Annotated in this window: 20 protein-coding genes; 13 read left to right on the top strand and 7 right to left on the bottom strand. The window is 60.9% G+C overall.

What is annotated here, in order from left to right; translation table 11 throughout:
- Nucleotides 1–42: 42 nt before the first annotated feature.
- The 10 genes from gmd to K7431_RS04305 all read left to right on the top strand — a co-directional run bounded on the left by gmd (nt 43) and on the right by K7431_RS04305 (nt 10,375).
- Nucleotides 43–1,164 carry a GDP-mannose 4,6-dehydratase gene (gene gmd, locus K7431_RS04350; RefSeq protein WP_012724815.1) on the top strand — a complete coding sequence of 374 codons (1,122 nt, stop codon included), beginning with the start codon at nt 43–45 and terminating at the stop codon, nt 1,162–1,164.
- A 2-nt stretch (nt 1,165–1,166) separates the two neighbouring features.
- Nucleotides 1,167–2,144: a GDP-L-fucose synthase gene (gene fcl, locus K7431_RS04345; protein WP_012724814.1), complete on the top strand. Its 978-nt coding sequence runs from the start codon at nt 1,167–1,169 to the stop codon at nt 2,142–2,144.
- Nucleotides 2,144–3,352: a glycosyltransferase WbuB gene (locus K7431_RS04340; RefSeq protein WP_012724813.1), complete on the top strand. Its 1,209-nt coding sequence runs from the start codon at nt 2,144–2,146 to the stop codon at nt 3,350–3,352. The genes fcl and K7431_RS04340 overlap by 1 nt, the downstream gene beginning before the upstream one ends.
- Before the next feature lie 5 nt (nt 3,353–3,357).
- Nucleotides 3,358–3,816 (top strand): GDP-mannose mannosyl hydrolase, encoded by a 459-nt coding sequence (locus tag K7431_RS04335; RefSeq protein WP_012724812.1) that lies wholly within the window; start codon nt 3,358–3,360, stop codon nt 3,814–3,816.
- Between the two features lie 23 nt (nt 3,817–3,839).
- Entirely contained in the window at nt 3,840–5,249 is a 1,410-nt protein-coding gene (locus K7431_RS04330) for a mannose-1-phosphate guanylyltransferase/mannose-6-phosphate isomerase (RefSeq protein ID WP_012724811.1), read from the top strand.
- A gap of 180 nt (nt 5,250–5,429) precedes the next feature.
- A complete protein-coding gene (locus K7431_RS04325) occupies nt 5,430–5,669 on the top strand; it encodes a hypothetical protein (protein ID WP_043205499.1) in 240 nt (79 codons plus the stop codon).
- Nucleotides 5,670–5,757: 88 nt separating this feature from the next.
- Nucleotides 5,758–6,870, top strand: a complete 1,113-nt coding sequence (locus K7431_RS04320; RefSeq protein WP_012724809.1) for a polysaccharide biosynthesis/export family protein — start codon at nt 5,758–5,760, stop codon at nt 6,868–6,870.
- Nucleotides 6,871–6,882: 12 nt separating this feature from the next.
- Entirely contained in the window at nt 6,883–7,536 is a 654-nt protein-coding gene (locus tag K7431_RS04315) for a YjbF family lipoprotein (protein ID WP_012724808.1), read from the top strand.
- A complete protein-coding gene (locus K7431_RS04310) occupies nt 7,533–8,303 on the top strand; it encodes a capsule biosynthesis GfcC family protein (protein ID WP_012724807.1) in 771 nt (256 codons plus the stop codon). Before K7431_RS04315 ends, K7431_RS04310 begins: the two co-directional genes overlap by 4 nt.
- Complete coding sequence (locus K7431_RS04305) at nt 8,300–10,375, top strand: YjbH domain-containing protein (RefSeq protein ID WP_012724806.1); 2,076 nt, start codon at nt 8,300–8,302, stop codon at nt 10,373–10,375. The genes K7431_RS04310 and K7431_RS04305 overlap by 4 nt, the downstream gene beginning before the upstream one ends.
- A 180-nt stretch (nt 10,376–10,555) precedes the next feature.
- Here K7431_RS04305 and K7431_RS04300 read toward each other — a convergent pair whose 3' ends face one another.
- The 7 genes from K7431_RS04300 to K7431_RS04270 all read right to left on the bottom strand — a co-directional run bounded on the left by K7431_RS04300 (nt 10,556) and on the right by K7431_RS04270 (nt 18,298).
- Nucleotides 10,556–11,947 carry an undecaprenyl-phosphate glucose phosphotransferase gene (locus K7431_RS04300; protein WP_043205498.1) on the bottom strand — a complete coding sequence of 464 codons (1,392 nt, stop codon included), beginning with the start codon at nt 11,945–11,947 and terminating at the stop codon, nt 10,556–10,558.
- Between the two features lie 246 nt (nt 11,948–12,193).
- Entirely contained in the window at nt 12,194–12,853 is a 660-nt protein-coding gene (locus tag K7431_RS04295; RefSeq protein ID WP_043205496.1) for a winged helix-turn-helix domain-containing protein, read from the bottom strand.
- A 31-nt stretch (nt 12,854–12,884) separates the two neighbouring features.
- Nucleotides 12,885–13,580, bottom strand: coding sequence for a hypothetical protein (locus K7431_RS04290; protein WP_012724803.1), 696 nt, complete (start codon nt 13,578–13,580; stop codon nt 12,885–12,887).
- Entirely contained in the window at nt 13,573–14,301 is a 729-nt protein-coding gene (locus tag K7431_RS04285; protein WP_043205495.1) for a winged helix-turn-helix domain-containing protein, read from the bottom strand. Before K7431_RS04285 ends, K7431_RS04290 begins: the two co-directional genes overlap by 8 nt.
- Before the next feature lie 359 nt (nt 14,302–14,660).
- A complete protein-coding gene (locus tag K7431_RS04280; protein ID WP_043205494.1) occupies nt 14,661–15,965 on the bottom strand; it encodes an ATP-binding protein in 1,305 nt (434 codons plus the stop codon).
- A gap of 11 nt (nt 15,966–15,976) precedes the next feature.
- Nucleotides 15,977–16,717, bottom strand: coding sequence for a response regulator (locus K7431_RS04275; RefSeq protein WP_012724800.1), 741 nt, complete (start codon nt 16,715–16,717; stop codon nt 15,977–15,979).
- A 168-nt stretch (nt 16,718–16,885) separates the two neighbouring features.
- Nucleotides 16,886–18,298 carry an aminotransferase-like domain-containing protein gene (locus tag K7431_RS04270; RefSeq protein ID WP_012724799.1) on the bottom strand — a complete coding sequence of 471 codons (1,413 nt, stop codon included), beginning with the start codon at nt 18,296–18,298 and terminating at the stop codon, nt 16,886–16,888.
- A 123-nt stretch (nt 18,299–18,421) separates the two neighbouring features.
- On the opposite strand from K7431_RS04270, the gene K7431_RS04265 reads away from it, so the two are divergent.
- The 3 genes from K7431_RS04265 to K7431_RS04255 all read left to right on the top strand — a co-directional run bounded on the left by K7431_RS04265 (nt 18,422) and on the right by K7431_RS04255 (nt 21,473).
- The gene (locus K7431_RS04265; RefSeq protein ID WP_012724798.1) at nt 18,422–19,054 is read left to right on the top strand and encodes a LysE family translocator; all 633 of its coding nucleotides are present in this window, start codon (nt 18,422–18,424) and stop codon (nt 19,052–19,054) included.
- Between the two features lie 82 nt (nt 19,055–19,136).
- Entirely contained in the window at nt 19,137–20,195 is a 1,059-nt protein-coding gene (locus tag K7431_RS04260) for a diguanylate cyclase (RefSeq protein ID WP_012724797.1), read from the top strand.
- Nucleotides 20,196–20,243: 48 nt separating this feature from the next.
- Nucleotides 20,244–21,473 (top strand): M20/M25/M40 family metallo-hydrolase, encoded by a 1,230-nt coding sequence (locus tag K7431_RS04255; RefSeq protein ID WP_043205493.1) that lies wholly within the window; start codon nt 20,244–20,246, stop codon nt 21,471–21,473.
- Nucleotides 21,474–21,617 lie beyond the last annotated feature (144 nt).

Raw genomic sequence — 21,617 nt, 5'->3', positions numbered from 1 at the left:
TTGGGTGTCGGCCTTCGCTCGCCTATCAATCGGGAGACAGACATGAACAAAGTCGCGCTTATTACCGGGATTACCGGTCAGGATGGCTCGTACCTGGCGGAACTGCTGCTGGAAAAAGGCTATACCGTGCACGGTCTCAAGCGACGTTCATCGTCGTTCAATACCCAGCGCATCGATCACATTTACCAGGACCCCCAGGCCCTGCATAAAAACCTGATCCTGCACTACGGCGACCTGGCCGATTCGTCCAACCTGACGCGCATCATCCAGCAGATCCAGCCCGACGAAATCTACAACCTCGGCGCGCAATCCCATGTGGCCGTGAGCTTTGATTCGCCGGAATACACCGCTGATGTGGATGCCTTGGGCACCCTGCGCATCCTCGAAGCGATCCGCCTGCTGGGCCTGGAAAAGAAGACCCGGTTCTACCAGGCTTCGACCTCCGAGTTGTACGGCCTGGTACAGGAAACCCCGCAAAAGGAAACCACGCCGTTCTACCCGCGCTCGCCCTATGCGGTGGCCAAGCTGTACGCCTACTGGATCACCGTGAACTTCCGCGAGGCCTACGGCCTGTATGCCTGCAACGGCATCCTGTTCAACCACGAGTCGCCGCGCCGTGGTGAAACCTTCGTGACACGCAAGATCACCCGTGCGCTGACTAACATCGCCTTGGGGCTGGAACAGTGCCTGTACATGGGCAACATGGATGCCCTGCGTGACTGGGGCCACGCCAAGGACTACGTGCGCATGCAGTGGATGATGCTGCAGCAGGACCGCCCGGAAGACTTTGTGATTGCCACCGGCGTGCAGTATTCGGTGCGCGACTTTATTCGCTGGTCGGCGGCGGAGTTGGGGCTGCAGTTGCGTTTTGTCGGCGAAGGTGTGGAGGAGGTGGCGGTGGTCGAGCAGATCGACGGCGACCTGGCACCTGGCATCCTGGTGGGGGATGTGATTGTGCGGGTGGACCCGCGTTACTTCCGCCCGGCAGAGGTGGAGACGCTGCTCGGCGACCCGTCCAAGGCCAAGCGCTCTTTAGGCTGGGTGCCTGAGATCAGTGCGCAGGAAATGTGTGCCGAAATGGTCCGCGAAGACCTCAAGGTCGCCCAGCGTCACGCCCTGTTGCGCCTGCATGGGCACGACGCACCGATTGCCGTGGAGAACTGAGCATGGCACGCGATCTTGATGCGCGGATCTTTGTCGCCGGCCATCGCGGCATGGTCGGTTCGGCCATTGTTCGCAGGCTGTGGGCGCTGGGGTATACGCAGATCCTTACCGCTGGCCGCGATGAACTGGACCTGCTCGACTCGGCGGCGGTGCAGGCGTACTTCGCCGGGCACCGTGTGGACCAGGTGTACCTGGCGGCCGCCAAGGTCGGCGGGATTCACGCCAACGCCACGTACCCGGCCGATTTCATTTACCAGAACCTGATGATCCAGGCCAACGTGATAAACGCCGCCCACAGCCACGGCGTGCAGCACCTGTTGTTCCTTGGCTCATCGTGCATCTACCCGGTGCATGCGCCGCAGCCGATGATCGAGGCGGTGTTGCTGGACGGCGCGCTGGAGCCCACCAACGAGCCCTACGCGGTGGCCAAGATTGCCGGGATCAAGCTGTGCGAGAGCTACAACCGCCAGCACGGGCGCGATTACCGCAGCGTGATGCCGACCAACCTGTATGGGCCGGGTGATAACTATCACCCGGAGAACAGCCACGTGATTGCTGCCTTGTTGCGACGTTTTCATGAGGCGACCCAGCGCGGTGATGACGAGGTGGTGATCTGGGGCAGCGGCCGCCCGCGCCGTGAGTTTTTGCATGTGGACGATATGGCGGCGGCCAGCGTGCACGTGATGGAACTCGACGCCGCGCGCTATCGCGAGCAGACCCAGCCGATGCGCTCGCACCTGAACGTCGGCACTGGCGTGGATTGCACCATCGCCGAGCTGGCAGAGGCGCTGGTGCGGGTCACCGGGTTCCGGGGGCGCTTGCGCTTCGACGCGAGCAAGCCCGACGGCGCGCCGCGCAAGTTGCTGGATGTAAGCCGTATCAACGCCCTCGGTTGGGAAGCCTACGTGCCGTTGGAAGAGGGTCTGCGCGATGCCTACAACGCTTACCTCGCCGCACTCGAACAGCCTCGGGGCCAGTGATGAAGATCCTTCTGTATGGCATCAATTACAGCCCGGAGCTGACCGGCATCGGCAAATACAGCGGGGAACAGGCGCGCTGGCTGGCGGCGCAAGGGCATGCAGTGCGCGTGGTGACCGCACCGCCGTATTACCCGCAGTGGCAGGTGGGCGAGGGCTATTCGCCGTGGCGTTTTCGCACCGAGCAGGACGCCGGCGTCACCGTGATTCGCTGCCCGCTGTATGTGCCGCGCCAGCCCACGGCGCTGACGCGCCTGCTGCACCTGGTGAGCTTTTCCGCCAGCTCGTGCCTGGCGGTCCTGGGGCAACTGCGCTGGAAGCCGGACCTGGTGATCCTGGTGGTGCCCACGCTGTTTTGTGCGCCCCAGGCGCTGCTGCTGGCCAAGCTGAGTGGCGCGCGCTCGGTGCTGCATATCCAGGATTATGAAGTGGATGCGATGTTTGGCCTGGGCATTGGCGGCGGCTCGCTGCTGCGACGCTTGGCGTTCGGCATCGAGCGCTGGCTGTTGCGGCGCTTTGATCGGGTCTCGACGATTTCCAGCGGCATGCTCGACAAGGCCCGTGGCAAAGGCGTGAACAGCAAGCGGCTGATGTTTTTTCCCAACTGGTCGGAGACTGCGCGTTTTCGCCAGGTGCCGCACAACCGCGCGTTGCTGGAACGCTTGGGTGTGCCGCCGGGCGCCAAGGTGCTGTTGTACGCCGGCAATATCGGTGAGAAGCAAGGCCTGGAGCTGATTCTGGATGCGGCGCGGGCCCACGTCGATCGTACGGAGGTGGTGTTCCTGATTGTCGGCCAGGGCACTGGCAAGGCGCGTTTGCTTGAGCGTGTACACAACGAAGGCCTGCGCAATGTGCTGTTCGCGCCCTTGCAGGCTTACGAGGATTTACCCGCGCTGCTGGCCTCGGCTGACGGGCACCTGGTGATCCAGAAACGTGGGGTGGCCGATTCCGTCTTGCCGTCCAAGCTCACCAACATTCTGGCGGTGGGCGGTCATGCAATTATCACCGCCGACCCCGGCACCACCCTCGGCCGCCTGTGCGAGGAGCACCCGGGCATTGCGGTGTTGATCGAACCGGAATCGCTCGCGGCGCTGAACGCCGGGATCGAGCAGGTTCTGGCATTGCCTGCGCGCAATAGTGTGGCGTTGAACTACGCCAAGGAGTTCCTCGACAAGGAACGCATTCTGCAACGTTTTCTGGCACAGGTCTGACGGGTATGTGGCTTGATTTACCGACCTTCCAAACGGTCGTAGCGTCGACGCCCCTGGTGGCGATCGACTTGGTGGTACGCAACCGTCGTGGCGATGTTTTGCTCGGTCTGCGTGTGAATCGACCGGCCTACGGCTTCTGGTTCGTGCCCGGTGGGCGCATCCAGAAAAACGAAAGCCTGGACGGCGCCTTCCGACGCATCACCCAGGATGAACTGGGGCGCCCCTTCGAGCGCGCGACTGCCCGGCTGCTGGGGGTGTTCGAGCATTTCTACGATGACAGTGTGTTTGCCAACGCCGGGGCTGGGCCGGACACCCACTATGTGGTGCTCAGCTACTGCCTGGAGCTGGCCGGCAACGAAACCCTGCAGCCGCCTGCGGAACAACACCAGCAATACCGTTGGTGGCCGGAGGATGAACTGCGTTTCAGCCAGCGGGTGCATGCCAACACCCGCGCCTATTTCTGATGCTCTCGCCCAAGGATGCCCTCATGTTAATACCCGTGATCATGGCTGGCGGTTCGGGGTCGCGCCTGTGGCCGCTCTCGCGGCAATTGAACCCCAAGCAGTTCCTGCGCCTGACCGATGCGCACCTGTCGATGCTGCAGCAGACCATCACACGCCTGACCGGCGCCAACGTGGGGTTGCCGCAGTTGATCTGCAACGAGCAACACCGCTTTCTGGTGGCTGAGCAATTGCGCCAGTTAGGCCTGGAACAGGCGAGCATTCTGCTGGAACCGGTGGGGCGCAACACGGCGCCGGCCATCGCGCTGGCGGCGTGCAAGGCGGTGGCCGAGGCCCACGACCCGGTCCTGCTGGTGCTGGCGGCGGACCACCTGATCGAAGACATCCCGGCGTTCCATGCCAGCCTGGAAGTGGCGTTGCCCCTGGCCCGGGCCGGCAAGCTGGTGACCTTCGGCATCACCCCCACCTGTGCGCACACCGGCTACGGCTACATCGAACAGGGCGTGGCGGTGGGCGAGGGCGGTTACCGGGTCAAGCGCTTTGTCGAGAAGCCGGACGCCGCCACCGCCGCGAAATACGTGGCCAGCGGTGACTACGCCTGGAACAGCGGCATGTTCATGTTCCGTGCCAGCCGTTACCTGGAAGAGTTGGAGCGCTTTCAGCCGGCGATCCTCGAAGCGTGTCGCGTGGCGTTGGAAGGTGGCAGCCAGGACCTGCCGTTCACCCGCGTGCACAGCGCAACGTTTGCCGCGTGCCCGGACGTCTCCGTCGACTACGCCGTGATGGAAAAAACCAGCGAGGCGGTGATGGTGCCGTTGCAGGCCGGCTGGAGCGATATCGGCTCGTGGTCGGCGCTGTGGGAGGCCAGTGCCAAAGATGCCAACGGCAATGTGCTGCGCGGCGATGGGCTGGCGCTCGACACCCGCGACACCTACGTCCACGCCGACAGCCGATTGGTCGCCACTGTCGGGGTGCAGGACCTGATCATTGTCGAGACCAAGGACGCGGTGCTGGTGGCGCACAAGGACCAGGTGCAGCAGGTCAAGGGCATCGTCGACCAGCTTAAACAGGCGGGTCGGCATGAGCACCTCAACCACCGTGAAGTGTATCGGCCGTGGGGCATGTATGACTCGGTGGACAGCGGCCAGCGCTACCAGGTCAAGCGCATCACCGTGAAGCCGGGGGCCAAGCTGTCGGTGCAGATGCATCACCACCGCGCCGAGCACTGGATCGTGGTGAGTGGCACGGCGCGGGTCACCAATGGCGAGCAGACGTACCTGGTCTCGGAGAACCAGTCGACCTATATCCCTATCGGCCAGGTGCACGCGCTGGAAAACCCAGGCGTGATCCCGTTGGAGTTGATCGAGGTGCAGTCGGGGTCTTATTTGGGCGAGGACGACATTGTGCGCTTTGAAGACAAGTACGGTCGGGCCTGAAGTTTTCCGACAATTAATAACGTTTTAAATAACTTCATGGGCGCCAATGTATTGAAGGCCGGGCGCTTCGCCGATAAAACGTTATTTTTTAACCGCGGCGTTAATTATTCGCCGTCTGGTGCACTGTTTAGTTGAATGGCACTATCGGACTGTCCATTCACTGACGATAAGGAGTCTGAGATGAGAACACCACTGGCTATTATTGTACTCAGTATCCTGAGTACTTCTGCGTTGGCCGTTGAGTTGCCGTTGGGGCTCGATACCACGGTGGCGGGCACGGTGACGGTGGGACAAACCCTGCTGGTCGGCAGCGCCCTCATCGCCGGTGTTGCGGCGGCTTCCAACAGCGGCGGCAGTTCCAATGGCGGCACCACCACGGGTACCACCGGCACGACCGGCACGACCGGTACCGGCAACTAAGTTGTAAACCTTCCGCTTTTCAGACCGCTTGGAATCCCCACCCAAGTGGTCTTTTTTTCTTGTCGATTATCGCGAGTGTCCTAGCACTATGATGCGTATTTTTTCTGTTGCGGCTGTGGCCGCTGCATTGTTGCAAGGCTGCATGTTTGCCCCGGGCCAATATATGGACACGGCGGCGATGACCGAGCAGGGTGGCGCTGAAAGTAGCCGCGTGGATTTAATTCCGATAACGCCCAAGTTACTCGCCATGGACGCGGCCACCCAGGTGCCGTATTCCATCCCGGCAGAACTGTTGAGTTATAAGCCTGGCCCGTATTTGATCGGTGCCAATGATGCGCTGTATATCACGGTGTGGGATCACCCCGAACTGACGGCGCCTTCCGGTCCACAACAACAGATCGATGCCAACGGTCGCCTGGTCAGCCCCGAGGGCAACCTGTTCTACCCCTACGTGGGCGAACTGACTGCCAAAGGGCGCTCCATTGAAGCGTTGCGCAGCGAGATCACCGACAAGCTACGCCAGTACATCGACAGTCCCCAGGTGGACGTCAGCGTGCTGCGGTTTGCCAGCCAGCGTGTGGTGATTACCGGCGCGGTGGCCAAGGCCGGGCCGGTGCCGATCACGACCATCCCGATGAACGTGATGGAGGCCATGGGCGCCGCAGGGATCGACCCGCTCAATGCCGACCTGTCGAACCTCACGCTCACCCGTGACGGCAAGCGCTACACCCTGGACCTCGACACGCTCAACCTTGCACAGTCGCGCGTGAACGACATCTACCTCAAGGACGGCGACCAGCTGTACCTGGCCTACAACGACCGCAAGCGCATCTACGTGATGGGGGAGGTCATGCAGCCTCGCGCCCTGAGCTTCAAGACCCGCAGCATGAACCTCTCCGACGTGCTCGGCTCGGTGGGCGGGGTCAACCAGAACACCTCCAACGCGGATGCCATCTACGTGATCCGTGGCGCGCAGAACATGGCGACAGAGCCGGCCAAGGTGTACCAGCTGGAAGCCGCGTCTCCGTCGGCCATGGCACTGGCCACGCGCTTTGATGTGCAGCCCCAGGATGTGGTGTTCGTCGGCCCCGCCAATATCACCCGGTGGAACCGCTTTATCAGCCAGTTGATCCCTTCCGCCACGATCGTCGGCATTGGCGCGTCCACCCAGAACAACCTGAGCGAAGCCAGCAACCGATAGGGTGGAACCTGCGTGAACACTCTGAAAATCGCTACGTATGCGGGGTTGGCGTGGCTGTTGGCTGGTTGTAATCCGTTGATGACGGCCTCTCTCGATACCTTCAAGGCCGCCGTGGCCGGGCCTGCGCCGCTGGGGTTGACCCAAGCCCAAGTGGAGGCGGTGCCGTTTCCCCAGATCAAGGTCACCACGGTGTCCAGCGAAGGCGTGATGGCGCTGATTCGCCAGCGCGACGACCTGCAATTCTGGGTCGCGTCCGGCAAGCAAGTGCTGATGCTGCGCGACGGCCTAGTGGTGCGCACGGTCGGCCTCGGGGCTGACCTGGATGGCACGCGTTGGCAGGGGCAATCGCCCTTTCAGCAGGGGCTGCACCGGGTGCCGGATGGCTACCTCAGTACGCGGCAGATCGACCTGGTGGGCGGCTATCGGATGGGCATTACGGTCACCAGCCGCCTGACGCGCAAGGGCATCGAAACCCTCGAGATTCTGGACAAGCCCTACGCCCTGTTACGGGTTGACGAAGACGTGGAGGCGGCCGGTTTTCACGCCCGCAACCGCTACTGGGTGGACCCGGTGAACGGTTTTATCGTGCAGAGCGAGCAACACCTCACGCCCGACCTGAGCCTGACCATCACCCAACTGCAACCGACCCGCAAGGACGCCCGATGATTGTTCGACGACTCGGGGCGCTGCTGCTGTTATGTGGCTGCGCCCCGCTGTGCCTGGCCGCGACCCTGACGGTCAGCGGCCAGGTGCGTAACCCAGGCCCTGTGGTGCTGCAAGCCGACGCGCGTTTGCTGGATGTGATCACTGCTTCGCAACCGGATGCCCAAGGCTATTGGCTCGGGGCTGCCTGGTTGCATCAGCCTCTGCTTGAAGCCCAGGCACGGCTCAAGGCCGGTGTGTTGTTCGACCTGCAAACCCTGCACCAGGCCGCGTTGGTGGCAGGGCGCGAAGATCGGGCCCGTGCAGCGGCGCAGCTTTATCAGCAAGTGCAGGCGTTGCCGGTGACCGGCCGCCAGGCGGCGGTGCTAGACCCGGTAGCGGTGGAAGTGGGGTTTGCGCCAAACCTGCCGGTCAGTAGTGGCGACCGCCTGGTGTATCCGCCAAGGCCCGACAGCGTGCGGGTACTGGGCGCGGTTGCCCGTGCGTGCACCTTGGCATTTGCGCCGTTGCAGCAGGGGAGCGCCTACCTCGACGCATGCCCGGCGTCGAAGGCGGCGGACACCGATTACCTGTGGCTGATCCAACCCGACGGGCACGTCACGCGCCTGGGCATTGCACCCTGGAACCGCGAGGAGGGCGCGCCGCCCGCGCCCGGCAGCACGTTGCTGGTGCCGATCCGCAGCGACGACCTGGACCCGCCCACGCCTGAACTGAATCAGCAATTGGCTGAGTTTCTCGCCACCCAACCCCTGGCCGAGGTCACGCCTTGAAATTATGTATTGCGGCCGTGCTGCTGGTGCCCTGTGGCGTCGTGCATGGCGATCCCCGTTACACCCAAAGCGATTTCGGCGGCGTGGGCTTGCTGCAAACCCCCACCGCGCGCATGGCCCCCACCGGCGAACTCAGCGTCAATGCCAACCGCACCGAACCCTACAGCCGCTACAGTTTTTCGGCGCAGCCCCTGGACTGGCTGGAAGGCACCTTTCGCTACACCGCGATCACCAACCGTCCCTATGGCGCCGAGTCGTTCAGCGGCGGCCAGAGTTACAAGGACAAGGCTGTCGACGCCAAGGTGTGCCTGTATCAGGAGACTCACTGGCTGCCCCAAGTGGCGGTGGGGTTCATGGACTTGGGCGGTACCGGGCTGTTTTCCAGCGAATACCTGGTGGCCAGCAAACGCTACGGCGATTTCGATTTCAGCGCCGGTATCGCCTGGGGTTACCTGGGCAGCCGGGGTGACTTGGGTAACCCGTTGGGCGCGCTGGACGATCGTTTCGACGAGCGGCCCACCGCCGAGGGTTCCGGCAGTTTTTCCAATGGTTACTTTCGCGGCCGCCCCGGGCTGTTTGGCGGCATCGCCTACCAGACGCCCTGGGCGCCGCTGAGCCTCAAGCTCGAAGTGGAAGGCAACGACTACAAGAACGAACCGCGGGACAACCGCTTTCGCCAGGATTCACCGGTCAACGTCGGTATGGTCTATAAGCTCGCCGATTCCATCGACCTGAGTGCGGCCTGGGAGCGGGGTAATACCGCGATGTTCGGCATCACCCTGCACACCAATTTCGTCAGCCGCAAGGCTCCGGTGAAAACCTACGACCCACCGGCACCCAAATTGCCGGCCAAGGCACCGACCACGCCGCTGGACCAGGTTGATTGGGCCGCTGTGTCCCAGCGCCTGCACGACAATGCCGGCTACACCGTGCAACGCATCACGCAACGCGGGCCGGAGCTGTTGGTGTATGGCGAACAGCAGCGCTATTTCTACAGCGCCAAGGCGGTGGGGCGCGCCAGCCGGATCCTCGACAACAGCGTGAATGACCAGATCGATTGGTTCACTCTGGTCAGCGAACGCTATGCCATGGGCATCGAGGAAACCAGCGTGCCCCGCGAGACCTTTCGCGAGGTGGTCAACCACCGTGAAGATCTGCAGGCCCTGCACCGCCAGGTCGAGGTCAATCGCGCCAGCGAGCGCACGCAAACGGTGCTCTACACCCAGTCGCCGGCACCCTTCAGCTATGGCGCAGGCCTGGGCTACAAACAGAACGTCGGCGGGCCGGATGGCTTGCTCTATCAGGTGTCCGCCGACTTCGACGGCGAATACCGCTTCACCCGCACGACCTGGTGGAGCGGCATGTTGAGCGTCAACCTGCTAAACAACTACGACGGTTTTACCTACGATGCACCCACGGGGTTGCCACGGGTACGCACCGACCTGCGCAAGTACATGACCAGCGCCGACGTGACGTTGCCGACCTTCCAATTCAACCATGCGCAGCGCCTGGATCAGGACGTGTACGGCATGGTCTATGGCGGTTTGCTGGAGTCGATGTATGCCGGGGTCGGCAGTGAAGTGCTGTACCGGCCGATGGGCAAGGGATGGGCGGTGGGCGCGGATCTGAATTATGTGCGCCAACGTGGTTTCGAGCAGGATTTCAGCCTGCGCGATTACCGCACGGTCACCGGGCATATCACCGGCTATACCGATCTGCCGTTCAACCTGCAGGGTGCTTTGAGCGTCGGCCGCTACTTGGCCAGGGACTGGGGCGCAACGTTGGACCTGTCGCGGCAATTCAACAACGGTGTACGTATCGGCGCGTGGATCACCCGTACCAACGTGTCCAAGGAAGCGTTTGGCGAAGGCAGCTTCGACAAGGGCCTCTACCTGTCCATTCCGTTCGATGAGTTGATGAGCCTGTCGACCATGCGCCGCGCCAACCTGGTGTGGGCACCGCTGACCCGCGATGGCGGGGCACGCTTGAATCGCGCGTATTCGTTGCATTCGATGACGGATGGACGCGACAGTGAACTGTTCTACCAGAACATCGACAAGATCACGGAGTAACGGGTGGGTCGCGTTCAAGTGTGGGAGGGAGCAAACCCTAATGCCGGTCAGTTAAGGGCGAAAACTGTACCTGTGGCGAGGGAGCTTGTCGAATCGTCGCACCGTCCCGTTGGGCCGCGAAGCGGCCCTAAAATAGGACTGCTGCGCAGTCCAACCGGACGATTCGACAAGCTCCAGCGCTCAGTAGATATCCTTGGATAAGAGCGTAAACGGCGTCTTCAGCAGAATCTTGATGTCCAGCCACAGCGACCAGGTATTGATGTAACGCAGGTCGATATCCACGCGCCGCTGCATCTTCTCCAGGGTCTCGGTCTCACCCCGGCAGCCACTGACCTGCGCCAGGCCGGTGATGCCGGGCTTGATGCGATGACGCGCCATGTAGGCGTGAATCTTCCCCGAGTAGAAGTCATTGTGGGCAATCGCGTGGGGACGGGGGCCGACCAGGGCCATATTGCCTTGCAGCACGTTGAACAGCTGCGGCAATTCATCGATGGAGGTACGGCGGATAAACCGGCCGACCGGGGTGATGCGTGAGTCGTTGCGGCTGGCCTGGCGCACCTCGTGATCGTCATGCACGCGCATCGAGCGGAACTTCCACACCTTGATCACCTGGCCATTCCAGCCATGGCGGTCCTGCTTGAAAATCACCGGGCCGGGGGAGGTGAGCTTGATCAACAGCGCAAACAGCAGCAATAACGGGCTCAACACCAGGATCGCCAGCAAGGCCAGGCTCTTGTCCAGCAACGACTTGCTCAGGGCCGCAGTGGGGCGGCTGGTCAGCGGGCTTTCATTGAGGAAGATCGCCGGCAGACCATCGACTTCGGCCACGCAATGATTGAGCAGCAGCATGTTGTTGAGGTCGGGCACCCAGATCACATCCACGCTGATCTCCAGCAGGTTGAGGTAGAGCGCCTCGATGTGGGTCGCGTCCTGCAATGAGTGAGTGATGTAGAGCCGGCGAATACCGTGTTGCCGGATCAGGTGCGGCAATTGCGGCAGCTCGCCGAGTATCTGTGGGTGTGCGTCCTGGGCTGCCTCGGTGTGGCTGCCGACCAGACCCACCAACGGCGAGTGTTTCTGGCGAGACAAGGTGTTAGCAAGGTCGACCGCGAGTTTGCCGGTGCCCACGATCAATGACTTGTGCCGTTGGTAAAGTTGCCGATGGTAATACCGCGACAGGCTGTGCAAGGGGATATAGCACAGCGCCAACAGTGGGTAACTGACAGTGCCCCACAACAGCAGAATCTCCAGGGGAAACAATGAACTGGCATTGCAGGCAACACCCACCGCGAACACGATACCCACGGTAAGTAACCAACCCATGAACAGTCGCCCAAGGCCCACGCCATAGTCATCTTTCTTGCTGTAGACATCACAGAAGGTATAAGCCGGTAGCGACGCCAGTAGGGTGAAGGCCGCCAGGATCCGATAGTTATAATCAAGTTGGCCGGTCTTCAAAGACACCAACATAAACAACAGTGTTACAACTAAGCCTGATGCGAGCGTCCATTGGCCCCAGAACGTCAAACCCTTAGGGGTCAGGTGGCGATGCATTCTAGTATTATTCAGCATAGTTCTGCTCCCGGTGGTGACCACACACGTGGTGGCAGGGCTTGATCACGCGGCGCAATACCGCACTAAAACAACAGGCACGCGCAGGCGCGTACCCATGGATAGTAATGAAGGGCAGGGGGCATTGGCTGACGACTTATAACAAGGTCGGCGTAATGTGATCAGCAGGGAGTGTTATAAAAGGACAGGTATAAGCGTGTGTTGATAGGCAGGGTGAGTGATAAAGTGATCGTTATTTTTATATGTTTAACGGCGTGACTGAGCCAGCTCGAGCGGCTTCTTGATTTTTTGCGTCAGGCAATAACCACGGTTTCTCACGGCGCGAAACAAACGCTCACCGTCGTTGGCGCGCTTGAACTTTTCCTGCAGTCGGCTCAGGCACATTTCCAACCCGCGATATAACTCGGGTTCGCGGCCTATATTACGGATGAGCTCTTCTTTGCTGACCACGCGTTCTTCATGGTGGAGCATTTTTTTAATCAGCGCGGATTCAATGGTGGTCAATGAAATACGCAGGCCGCCCTTGACCAGGGTGCGATCATGTTGGGTCAGCAGCCAGAAATCCTGTGGGTACTGCTGAGTGCTCTCCGGGTTTATTTCCGGAGGGGGAGTATGGTTATTCGGCGCGCTGTCATGATCCTTTGGCAGGGGCATTCTGGATTCTTGTCTCACAGCGTTAAAAGGGTGTGAGGGTAAGATGCGGGTATGGGTAATGACGTAGGTATTCAGGCGCGGGGTGGCATTGGGGCTGGCAGACCGTGGGTTGAATAACAGGTGTTCAGCGTCTGCGTGGCTTGTCGCCGCTGCGTTTACATCGTAGTGGAACAACTCGGCATTGGGGGTGAAGTCGTGCAGTGCGATAGCAGGAAGTGTGGGCGTGAAGGCGTATTTCTTGAGGGAGCTCATAGTGTCCACCGAGAGTAGGAAGGCGCAGTTGTTATAGGCAGTCAGCAGGGGAGTAATAACCGCCCTGAAAGTATTCGAAAGGCAGGTGTTTAGCCAGCAGCGCGCTGTCGGCAAACTCGACAGTGTCGGCAATAAAGCACACTCGCGCCGTATTGATCAGTGCCAGCATGCGGTCGTAGAGCCGATCGAACAGGTCGGAGCGTGTATTCAGGCTCAGCCGCAGGGCGGAATCCGGGAAGGGCATTTTTATGTAGTTGTAGAGTTCGAGATCGATCAGCAGGTCGGCCTGCTTTGTATCAAGTCTGTAATTGTTGTAGGCGAGGGTGATGCCGCATTGGTCTTTCAATTTATATAACTGGCGCACCATGGCCCTGCGTTCAACCGGGCTGGGCAGGGCATCCAGAGGGTTGTCGATGCAGAGGGTCAAAGGGTGGCTGTGCTTCTCCAGTGCTTGGGCAGTCTGAACAATTTGTTTGTGCAGGTCTGCGTTCATTAAAGCGGCTTGGTCAATGTGCAGGAACTTATGACTGCGCGAAGGAGGGGAGACGCTGCGCCGTACATCTATACGGTGTAGCGCTTCCTTATAGGCAGTTTCAGGTAACGCGCGATTGTGCGGCCACGCTATGCGGATTTCACTGCCCCAGAGTGCATGGCTGCGATCAACGATAGCCTGCCTGACAATGTTGAAGTCAATCGAGTGGGCAGGGGGGATTTTCTCGCTATTCACGATTCGACCGCTCCTTGGCGGATTGGAAATGGCCGGTGCATATAAGACCCCGGCTTAGTTTGTACCCATAACCGCGAATATTCTGGATGATGTTTTCACCGTAGTGCGCCTTGATTTTACTGCGCAGTCGGCTGATAGACTTTTCCATCGCTCTGGAGTCGTAGTATTTGGTATTCAAACCCATGACGGCGGCGATCTCGTTGTGACTGAGCAGTCGCCGTTGGATAAGGGCTTCCAATACACTCATTTCAACAAAGGATATTTCCAGTTTTTTGCCGTCGCCATAAATGCACATGCGGTCTTGATCGAGTACCAAGCCACACTGATTCAGTCGTGCACTCTCGCTGAGGAATGCATCAAACAGGCTCAATTTTTTCTCAGGAGGGGTGTCGACCACCTTGATGCAGTAATCCGCGCCTGCCAGGTAGTATTTTGTTTTGCTCAGGGTTGAGGCAAAGGTGACAACGACAAATATGGTGCAGCCGGGATTGTTGTTTCTGGTCTTTCTTATTATGTCCAGTGTCTGGCTACTGGCCGAGGGTGTGTCAATTTCTATGATGATTGCGCGGTAATTCCCGTGACTTTCCTGGGTGTCAATGAGTTGTTCGTAGTAACGTGTATCGACTTTCAAATCATCCGTTACAGTGCGAACTATAAACTCCCGAAAGTCCTCCGATTTCGATTGAGTCCGTGCAATAGCGAGGACGTTGGAAAAATGCATCACCTACTCCCTTTTCCGGCATGCAAGGCCGTCAGTTCATTCGCTGCCAGCGTTTAGATACTAATCGAATTGATTCCGCTAAAACGTGACAAATTTTAACATTCGCCACTTTATTTGCAGGGGGCGGAGCGAGGGGAGAGGGGGGTGTTGTGGGGAACTTTGTACGGTGTTGCACATATGCTAGTGCAGTTTTTAGTGTGCGATAAATATTTTAGGTCAATGGGTTAGCGACGGCGGACGGTTAAATGTTATCAATAATGAGGGGGGCTCAATGCGCCCCTTTCAAACTCTCAGGCTGTAGCGTCTAACTCAGCATCCACACGCGGACGCGCACCTGAGCAGCTCAAGTTCCCCACGGCTTAAAACCCAAGGCGAATCTCGGCACATAATCCACCTCCTGAACGATTGCTCAAGGTCAACGACCCGCCTATGGCGTTGGTCAGTTGCTGCGCAATCGCCAGCCCCAGGCCCGTACCACCGGTGCCGCGATTGCGAGAGCTTTCCACCCGGTAAAACGGCTGCATCACCTGCACCAGTTCGTCCTCGGCAATCCCCGGTCCGCGATCCAGCACCTTGATCGACAATTCCCCGCTTGTCGTCGAGCCCACTACCAGCTCCGCACTGCCTGCGAACTTCAGGGCGTTGTCCATCAGGTTCACCAGCACCCGGCGCAAGGCGTGGGGGCGAGTGTCGAGTACCACCGCGCTTTTGCCGGACAGGCTCACCTGCTTGTGCATGTCCTGATAGTCAAACACCAGGCTGTCGAGAAACGCATCGAGGTTGATTCGGTGGCTGGCTTCGCTGGCGCCATGAACGCTGCGCGCATAGGCCACGCCTTCGCGCACCAAATGTTCCATTTCGCCGAGGTCGCTCCAGAGTTTGTCGCGGTCGGCGGAGTCTTCCATGAATTCGGCACGCAATTTCATGCGGGTTATCGGGGTTTGCAGGTCATGGGAAATCGCCGCGAGAATCTGCATGCGTTCCTTGAGGTATTCGGCGATGCGCTGTTGCATTGCATTGAACGCGGCGGCGGCATGCGCGACTTCCGTCGGGCCGGTTTCGTCCAGCGCAGTGGGGTGGGCGTTCGGGTCGAGGGTCTCTACCGCCCGCGCCAAACGGGTCAGGGGGCGGATGGCCAGGCGCACGGCGAACCACGTGCAGCCCAGCAGCAGCGCAAGCTGGAGCACCAGCACCACGGGCAGCCAGTAGGCGACGGGCACAGCCGCAGGACGCACGTCAAGGGTGATCGGGCTGCCATCGGCCAGGGTCAGGTGCGCCTGGAAATGCTTTTGCAGGCCGGGTAGGTCACGGAAGGTCAGCGCGTAGTGTTCGCCCAGCGCGTCCGCAATCGAGGTGGCGGCCATGGGCATATCGTCGGTGCGCATCGGCTCGCCGGTTTCGCCGGCATTGAGCAGGTACCGGTAATTCTGCCGGTCGAGGCGCGGCAGCCAGCTGGCGCGTTCGTTGGCGGGTAGACGGTCGAGGATGGCGACTGAGGTGGAGACATCGTTTTCCAGGTTGCCCAACATAGCGGTGCGCGCACTGATATAGCGCTCGTAGAACTGCGCACTGAACGACAACCCATGGGCGCACACCAGGCTGATCAAGAAGATCAGTGACAACTGCGACGCCAACGTGCGCGGCCAGCCCAAGCGCAGCCTCATAAACCGTGGCGTCATTGATCGGCCCCGAGGATTTCCACCGGCAAGGAGAACACATAGCCCTCACTGCGCACGGTCTTGATACAGGCCGGCTCACGGGCGTCATCCAGCAGGCGTTGGCGCAGGCGGCTCACCAGCAGGTCGATGGAACGGTCAAACAGATCGGCGTCGCGGCCTTGGGTCAGGTTGAGCAACTGGTCGCGATTGAGCACGCGATGGGGGTGGTCGAGGAACACCCGCAGCAGGCGGTATTCGGCGCCGCTCAGGGCCACCAGGGTGCCGTCTGCGTCGAGCAGATGGCGCGCGGTGGTGTCCAGTCGCCAGCGACCAAACCGGATCAGGCGTCCGGTCTCGCTGACCACCAGGTTCGGCGGCAACATGCGTGTGCGGCGTAACACGGCGTTGATGCGCGCTAACAGTTCACGGGCCGCGAAGGGTTTGACCAGGTAGTCGTCGGCGCCCATTTCCAGGCCGATGATGCGGTCGGTTTCATCGTTGCGCGCAGTGAGCATCAGCACCGGCGTGGCCTTGTGCTTGCCCACCCGCAGCTCGCGGCACAGCTGCAAACCGTCGTCGCCAGGCATCATGATGTCCAGCACGATGAGGTCTACCGGTGTCGTGTCGAGGAAACTGCGCATCTGGCGGCCGTCGGCGACCACGGTGGTGCGCATACCGTTTTTCTTCAGGTAGTTGCCTACCAGCTCGCGGATCTCCCGGTCGTCATCGACGATCAGGATGTGATCGACATGATCCATGCTGCCTGCCTCGTTAAATACTCAGTGGAGCGCAGTCTAGCCACTGGCGACGGCCTTGCCTTGTGCCCTTTGTATTGCAGTGTATCCGGCTATAACGGAGATACATGACGAAGCAAAATCGGGCACACGCAGGGATGCGCGAGTTGTGGCTGGTCGGTTACGGCAGGCTCAAGGGCCATGGGAAGCCCTGAGCAACAGCGCTTCGAATACCTGTTGCACCTGCGGCTCATCACTGTGGGCCACATTAAAACGCATCGAGTCGCGGTGCGCCGCGTCATAGCCGAACAGCGCACCGGGCGCCAGCACCATGCCGTGTTTCAAGGCCGCCTGGGCCAGAAGCTCGCCGTTGATTCCGGGCGGCAGGCGCGCCCAGATGAACATTCCGCCCTCATAACCCATGGGCAGTTCGCAGCCGCAACGCTTAAGCCATTGTTCGACCCGTCCACCGGCCTCCATCAAGCGCTGCACCATGCGCTTGCGGTGCTTGGCGTAGCTGCCTTCGCTGAGCATGCGGTACACGATCTGCTCGAACAGCTCGGAGGTCACGCCGCCGCTCATCAGCTTCATATTGGTCAGGTTGGCCGCCAGTTGCGGTGCGGCGACCACGAAGCTGACGCGGGCGTTGGCGCTGAGGGTCTTGGAAAAACCCGACAGGTAGGTGACCTGGTCCAGGCCGGCGAGCGCGGCCAGGCGCGGCGGTGGGGTGGGGTGCAGGTCGCCGTAGAGGTCATCCTCGACGATATGGCAAGCGTATTGCTGGGTCAGTTGCAGCAGGCGAAATGCCTGGCCGGGGCTGAAGGAATGGCCGGTGGGGTTGTGCAGTATGCCGGTGGTGAGGTACAGGCTGGGGCGGTGCTCAGCCAAAAGCTGTTCGAGGGCATTGAAGTCAAAACCATCGGGCCGGCGTTGGATCGTTACCACCTTGACCCCGTGCAGCGCCAGGTTGGCGTGGAAGTTAAAGTAGCACGGCGCATCCAGCAGCACGGTGTCGCCGGGCCGTGCCAGCAAGCGCATGAGCATGTCCAGGCCTTGCACGGTATTTGGCGTGGTGATGATCTGGTCCACCGGCACCGACAGGCCTTCACCGTGCAGCTTCTGTTGCAGCGCTTGGCGCAACGGTAGCAGCCCGGCCGGCGTGCCGAGCCCGGCGATGCGCAACGACGGCGCACGCACCACGCTGCGCATGGCTTGACGAATGGCGTCGCTGTCCAGCCACGCCTCGGGCAAGTGGCCGCCGCCGGGGCGCAGTTCGCCGTAGACCGTTGCGAGGGGGCGGCGCAATACGCTGAGCAGGTCCTGAGGCAGCAAATCAACCCAGTTTGTCGTGGCCGTATGGACGCGGTCCACGGTCACGAAATAACCACGGCCTTGGCTGGACGTGAGCAGATTGCGCCCGCGCAGGCGGTCGAGGGCTTCGTTGAGGGTGAACTTGCTCACGCCCAGGGTCTGGGTCAGTTCGCGCACCGAGGGCAACTTGCTGCCGGCAGCCCATTCGCCGTTTTCGATGGCCCGGCTGAATGCCTCGACGATCTGTTGCACCTTGGGGGTGCCCTCGACAAAGGCAATGGCCGATACGAACATGCGACTTCCTTATCTTTACTGGTAATTTTACCGGTGAAGTTCGGGCGGATTAGGCCTCACTTTACCTGCCTTGTGCAAGGGCAACTGCCTAGACTGCAGGCTCTCTTCTCCAGGTCCCCGGCCATGACAAGTGCGTTAACCCTTTCTTCGTTTCTGTACTTCCTGCTGTTTTGCGCAACCATGACGTTCAGCCCCGGCCCCATGACCCTGATGCTGTTGAGCCTGGGCCTGCGCGACGGCCTGCGCCATTCGATCCCGGCGCAGATCGGCGCGAGTGTGGCGTACCTGATATCGATCCTGATCTTTGCCGTGGGCTTTTCCGAGCTGGTCAAGGGCTACCCTGTCATCACGCAGGCAATCCAGGTGGTGGGCGTGGCGTATATCCTTCACCTCGCCTACAAACAGTGGACCAGCAGCGGCGTGGTGATCGACCGGATCGGTCACGTGGAAGCTGCGCGCAACCTGTTTGGCAAAGGGTTGCTGACCGGGTTTTCCAACCCCAAGACCCTCATCATGTTCAGCGCGGTATTCCCCCAGTTTGCCGGGACCGGTGAGCACCGTTCGACGCTGGATATCGCGATCCTCGGGCTGACGTTCCTGCTGCTGCAATTCGCCAGCGGCTGCCTGTATTGCTACTTCGGCCAGCGCATCAAGCATGTGCTGGAAGACCCCAAGCGGCGTGTGGTGTTGCAGCGCATCACGGCGGTGCTGCTGCTGGGCGTGGCGCTGATGCTGGCGCGGGGCTTTGCCCACTGACGACGCCGAGCTTATCAGTGGTAGTGGCTAATTGCCGGTGCCCTGATAGACTCCTGGCATTCACTCAGGATTTCATCTCACCATGTCAGCTGCAGAAGGAACCGGACTTCCGCTCGCTTCACGGCTGTACAGATCCCGCCTGCTTGGGCTGACGCTCGGGTTAGTGTGCGTGGTGTTCGGGATGTATCCCCTGGACCCTGCCGGGTGGGTGTGGGCGTGGATGCTGATCAACGCGTTTGTCTGGCCGCACCTGGCTTTTCAACTGAGCGTGCGCACCACCAACGCACTGCGCAGCGAACGGCGCAACCTGCTGTTTGATTCCTTTTGCGGTGGGTTCTGGGTCGGTGCCATGCACTTCAACCCGTTGCCCAGTGTGACCACCTTGTCGATGATGACCATGAACAACGTGGCCATTGGCGGCCCCCGTTTCATGCTGGCCGGGTGGGTGGCGCAGGCGCTGGGTATCGGCACCTCGTGGCTGTTGTTCGCCCCGGCCTTTATCGCCGTGACCACCCAAGCTCAGCTTTACGCCTGCCTGCCAATCCTGATGGTGTATCCGCTGGCATTGGGTTGGATCTGCTACCGCCAGGCGGTGACGCTGGCGCGACACAAGCGCGAGCTATTGGCGTTGAGCCGCACCGACAGCCTGTCCGGACTGCTCAACCACGGCGCCTGGAAAGACCACCTTGAGCTTGAATTCCAGCGCTGCCGCCGGGGCTGCGCCGGCGCCGCCATTGCCTTGATCGACATTGATCACTTCAAGATCATCAACGACACCTACGGCCATGTCACCGGCGATATCGTCCTGCGCCAACTCAGTAAAGTCCTGCGCCAGAACCTGCGCGCCACCGACCTCGCCGGGCGTTACGGTGGCGACGAGTTCTGTGTGATCCTGCCGGGCATGCCTCTCAACCGCGCCACCGAAGTGATGGATGCGCTGCGCGACCGCTTCAACGCCTTGGCCTACGCCCAGGACCCGACGTTGCGCGCGAGCTTGAGCATCGGCCTGGCGCCGTATCAACCGAGCCATGCGGATTCGACACACTGGTTGAATGATGCCGACCAAGCGTTGTACGAAGCCAAGAGCAGTGGGCGAAACCGCGTGAGTTCCGTGCAGGGGAGTTGGTTGCGATCGGTCTAGTGGGGTAGGGTGTCACGGCACCCTCCAACAACAATCAAGGATCGGTTCATGCTCTTCAACTTCTCGCGTACCCTCCTGGCCGCCACCCTGGCCGTGTCCTTCGCCGTGCCGGCCTACAGTGCCGAACCCCACAAACAGATCCAGGCACATGCCGAACAGTACAAGGCCGAGGCGTTGAAGCTGTTGGAACGCCTGGTGAATATCGACTCGGGTTCGGGGTATGAGCCGGGCCTGACGCAAGTGCGCGATATCGCCGTGGACGAGCTGAAACAGCTGGGCTTTGCTATTGAACAGGTGCCGGATAAAGCGGCCAACAACAGCCACGTGGTTGCCACCCTCAAAGGCACCGGCAAGGCCAAGATCCTGCTGATGGCCCACATGGACACCGTCTTCAAGGAAGGCTCGGCGGCCGAGCGCCCGTTCCACATCAAGGACGGCCGCGCCTATGGCCCCGGCGTGATGGATGACAAGGGCGGCATCGTCGCCGGCATCTACGCGCTCAAAGTCCTCAAGGACCAGGGCTTCAAGGACTACGCGCAAATTACCTTCCTGCTCGACGCCAGCGAAGAAACCGGCTCCGATGCGGCCTCCGAGCTGATCCGCAACACCGCCAAGGCCCACGACGTCACCCTCAACCTCGAACCCGGCCGCCCCGCCGACGGCCTGGTGGTGTGGCGCAAAGGCAGCGCCACCGCCGTGGTCGAAGTCAAAGGCAAAGCCGCCCACGCCGGTGTCGCCCCGGAACTTGGCCGCAACGCGGCGATGGAGGTTGCGCACCAGATCCTGCAACTCGGCAAGCTGGGGGATGAAGAGAAGAAAACCACCATCAACTTTACTGTGCTCAAGGCCGGCGACCGCACCAACGTCATCCCCGACCAGGCCACGGCCAAGGCGGATGTACGCGCGGCGTTGCCGGAAGAATTTGATCGCATCGAGAAGGATTTGGTGCGGGTGTCGGCGAATAAGCTGATCCCGGACACTGAAGTCACCACCAGCTTGAAACGTGGCTTGCCGCCCATGCCGCAGACGGCGGAGTCGGACAAGTTGGTGGCGATTGCCCAGGGGATTTATGGGGAACTGGGCAAGAAACTGACGATTGAAGGCAGCGGCGGGGCGGCGGACGCGAGTTTGTCAGCTGGGGTAGGAACACCGACGTTGGATGGGTTCGGGATTGTCGGGGGGAATATTCATACCCCGGAGGAGTATGCGGAGGTGGAGAGTGTGGTGCCGCGGGTTTATTTGCTTAGCCGCATGATTATGGAGCTTTCGAAGCGGTGATTGGGGCGGGGGGCTCATCCGGCGGGTTTGGGTGAGCACCTCATCCAGGGTGAGTGGGTACTTTTTGGGGTGAGCAGGTTCGTGTGGTGAACACGCTTCTGTGGTGAGCAGGCTTGCCCTGCGCTGGGTTGCGCAGCAGCCCCA

It is taken from the genome of Pseudomonas fluorescens group sp., from assembly GCF_020093335.1.
Lineage (GTDB): Bacteria > Pseudomonadota > Gammaproteobacteria > Pseudomonadales > Pseudomonadaceae > Aquipseudomonas > Aquipseudomonas petroselini.
Note: the sequence above shows the minus strand (reverse complement) of the source record. Positions and strands in the feature narration are given on the sequence as shown.

Excerpts from the sequence above, each read along its gene's own strand:
- K7431_RS04325 (WP_043205499.1), top strand. The coding sequence starts at position 5,430 with ATGAGAACACCACTGGCTATTATTGTACTCAGTATCCTGAGTACTTCT.
- K7431_RS04310 (WP_012724807.1), top strand. The coding sequence starts at position 7,533 with ATGATTGTTCGACGACTCGGGGCGCTGCTGCTGTTATGTGGCTGCGCC.
- K7431_RS04340 (WP_012724813.1), top strand. The coding sequence starts at position 2,144 with ATGAAGATCCTTCTGTATGGCATCAATTACAGCCCGGAGCTGACCGGC.
- K7431_RS04270 (WP_012724799.1), bottom strand. The coding sequence starts at position 18,298 with ATGTTCGTATCGGCCATTGCCTTTGTCGAGGGCACCCCCAAGGTGCAA.
- K7431_RS04335 (WP_012724812.1), top strand. The coding sequence starts at position 3,358 with ATGTGGCTTGATTTACCGACCTTCCAAACGGTCGTAGCGTCGACGCCC.
- K7431_RS04295 (WP_043205496.1), bottom strand. The coding sequence starts at position 12,853 with ATGAGCTCCCTCAAGAAATACGCCTTCACGCCCACACTTCCTGCTATC.
- K7431_RS04260 (WP_012724797.1), top strand. The coding sequence starts at position 19,137 with ATGTCAGCTGCAGAAGGAACCGGACTTCCGCTCGCTTCACGGCTGTAC.
- fcl (WP_012724814.1), top strand. The coding sequence starts at position 1,167 with ATGGCACGCGATCTTGATGCGCGGATCTTTGTCGCCGGCCATCGCGGC.
- K7431_RS04330 (WP_012724811.1), top strand. The coding sequence starts at position 3,840 with ATGTTAATACCCGTGATCATGGCTGGCGGTTCGGGGTCGCGCCTGTGG.
- gmd (WP_012724815.1), top strand. The coding sequence starts at position 43 with ATGAACAAAGTCGCGCTTATTACCGGGATTACCGGTCAGGATGGCTCG.
- K7431_RS04320 (WP_012724809.1), top strand. The coding sequence starts at position 5,758 with ATGATGCGTATTTTTTCTGTTGCGGCTGTGGCCGCTGCATTGTTGCAA.
- K7431_RS04280 (WP_043205494.1), bottom strand. The coding sequence starts at position 15,965 with ATGAGGCTGCGCTTGGGCTGGCCGCGCACGTTGGCGTCGCAGTTGTCA.
- K7431_RS04265 (WP_012724798.1), top strand. The coding sequence starts at position 18,422 with ATGACAAGTGCGTTAACCCTTTCTTCGTTTCTGTACTTCCTGCTGTTT.
- K7431_RS04255 (WP_043205493.1), top strand. The coding sequence starts at position 20,244 with ATGCTCTTCAACTTCTCGCGTACCCTCCTGGCCGCCACCCTGGCCGTG.
- K7431_RS04285 (WP_043205495.1), bottom strand. The coding sequence starts at position 14,301 with ATGCATTTTTCCAACGTCCTCGCTATTGCACGGACTCAATCGAAATCG.
- K7431_RS04275 (WP_012724800.1), bottom strand. The coding sequence starts at position 16,717 with ATGGATCATGTCGATCACATCCTGATCGTCGATGACGACCGGGAGATC.
- K7431_RS04300 (WP_043205498.1), bottom strand. The coding sequence starts at position 11,947 with ATGCTGAATAATACTAGAATGCATCGCCACCTGACCCCTAAGGGTTTG.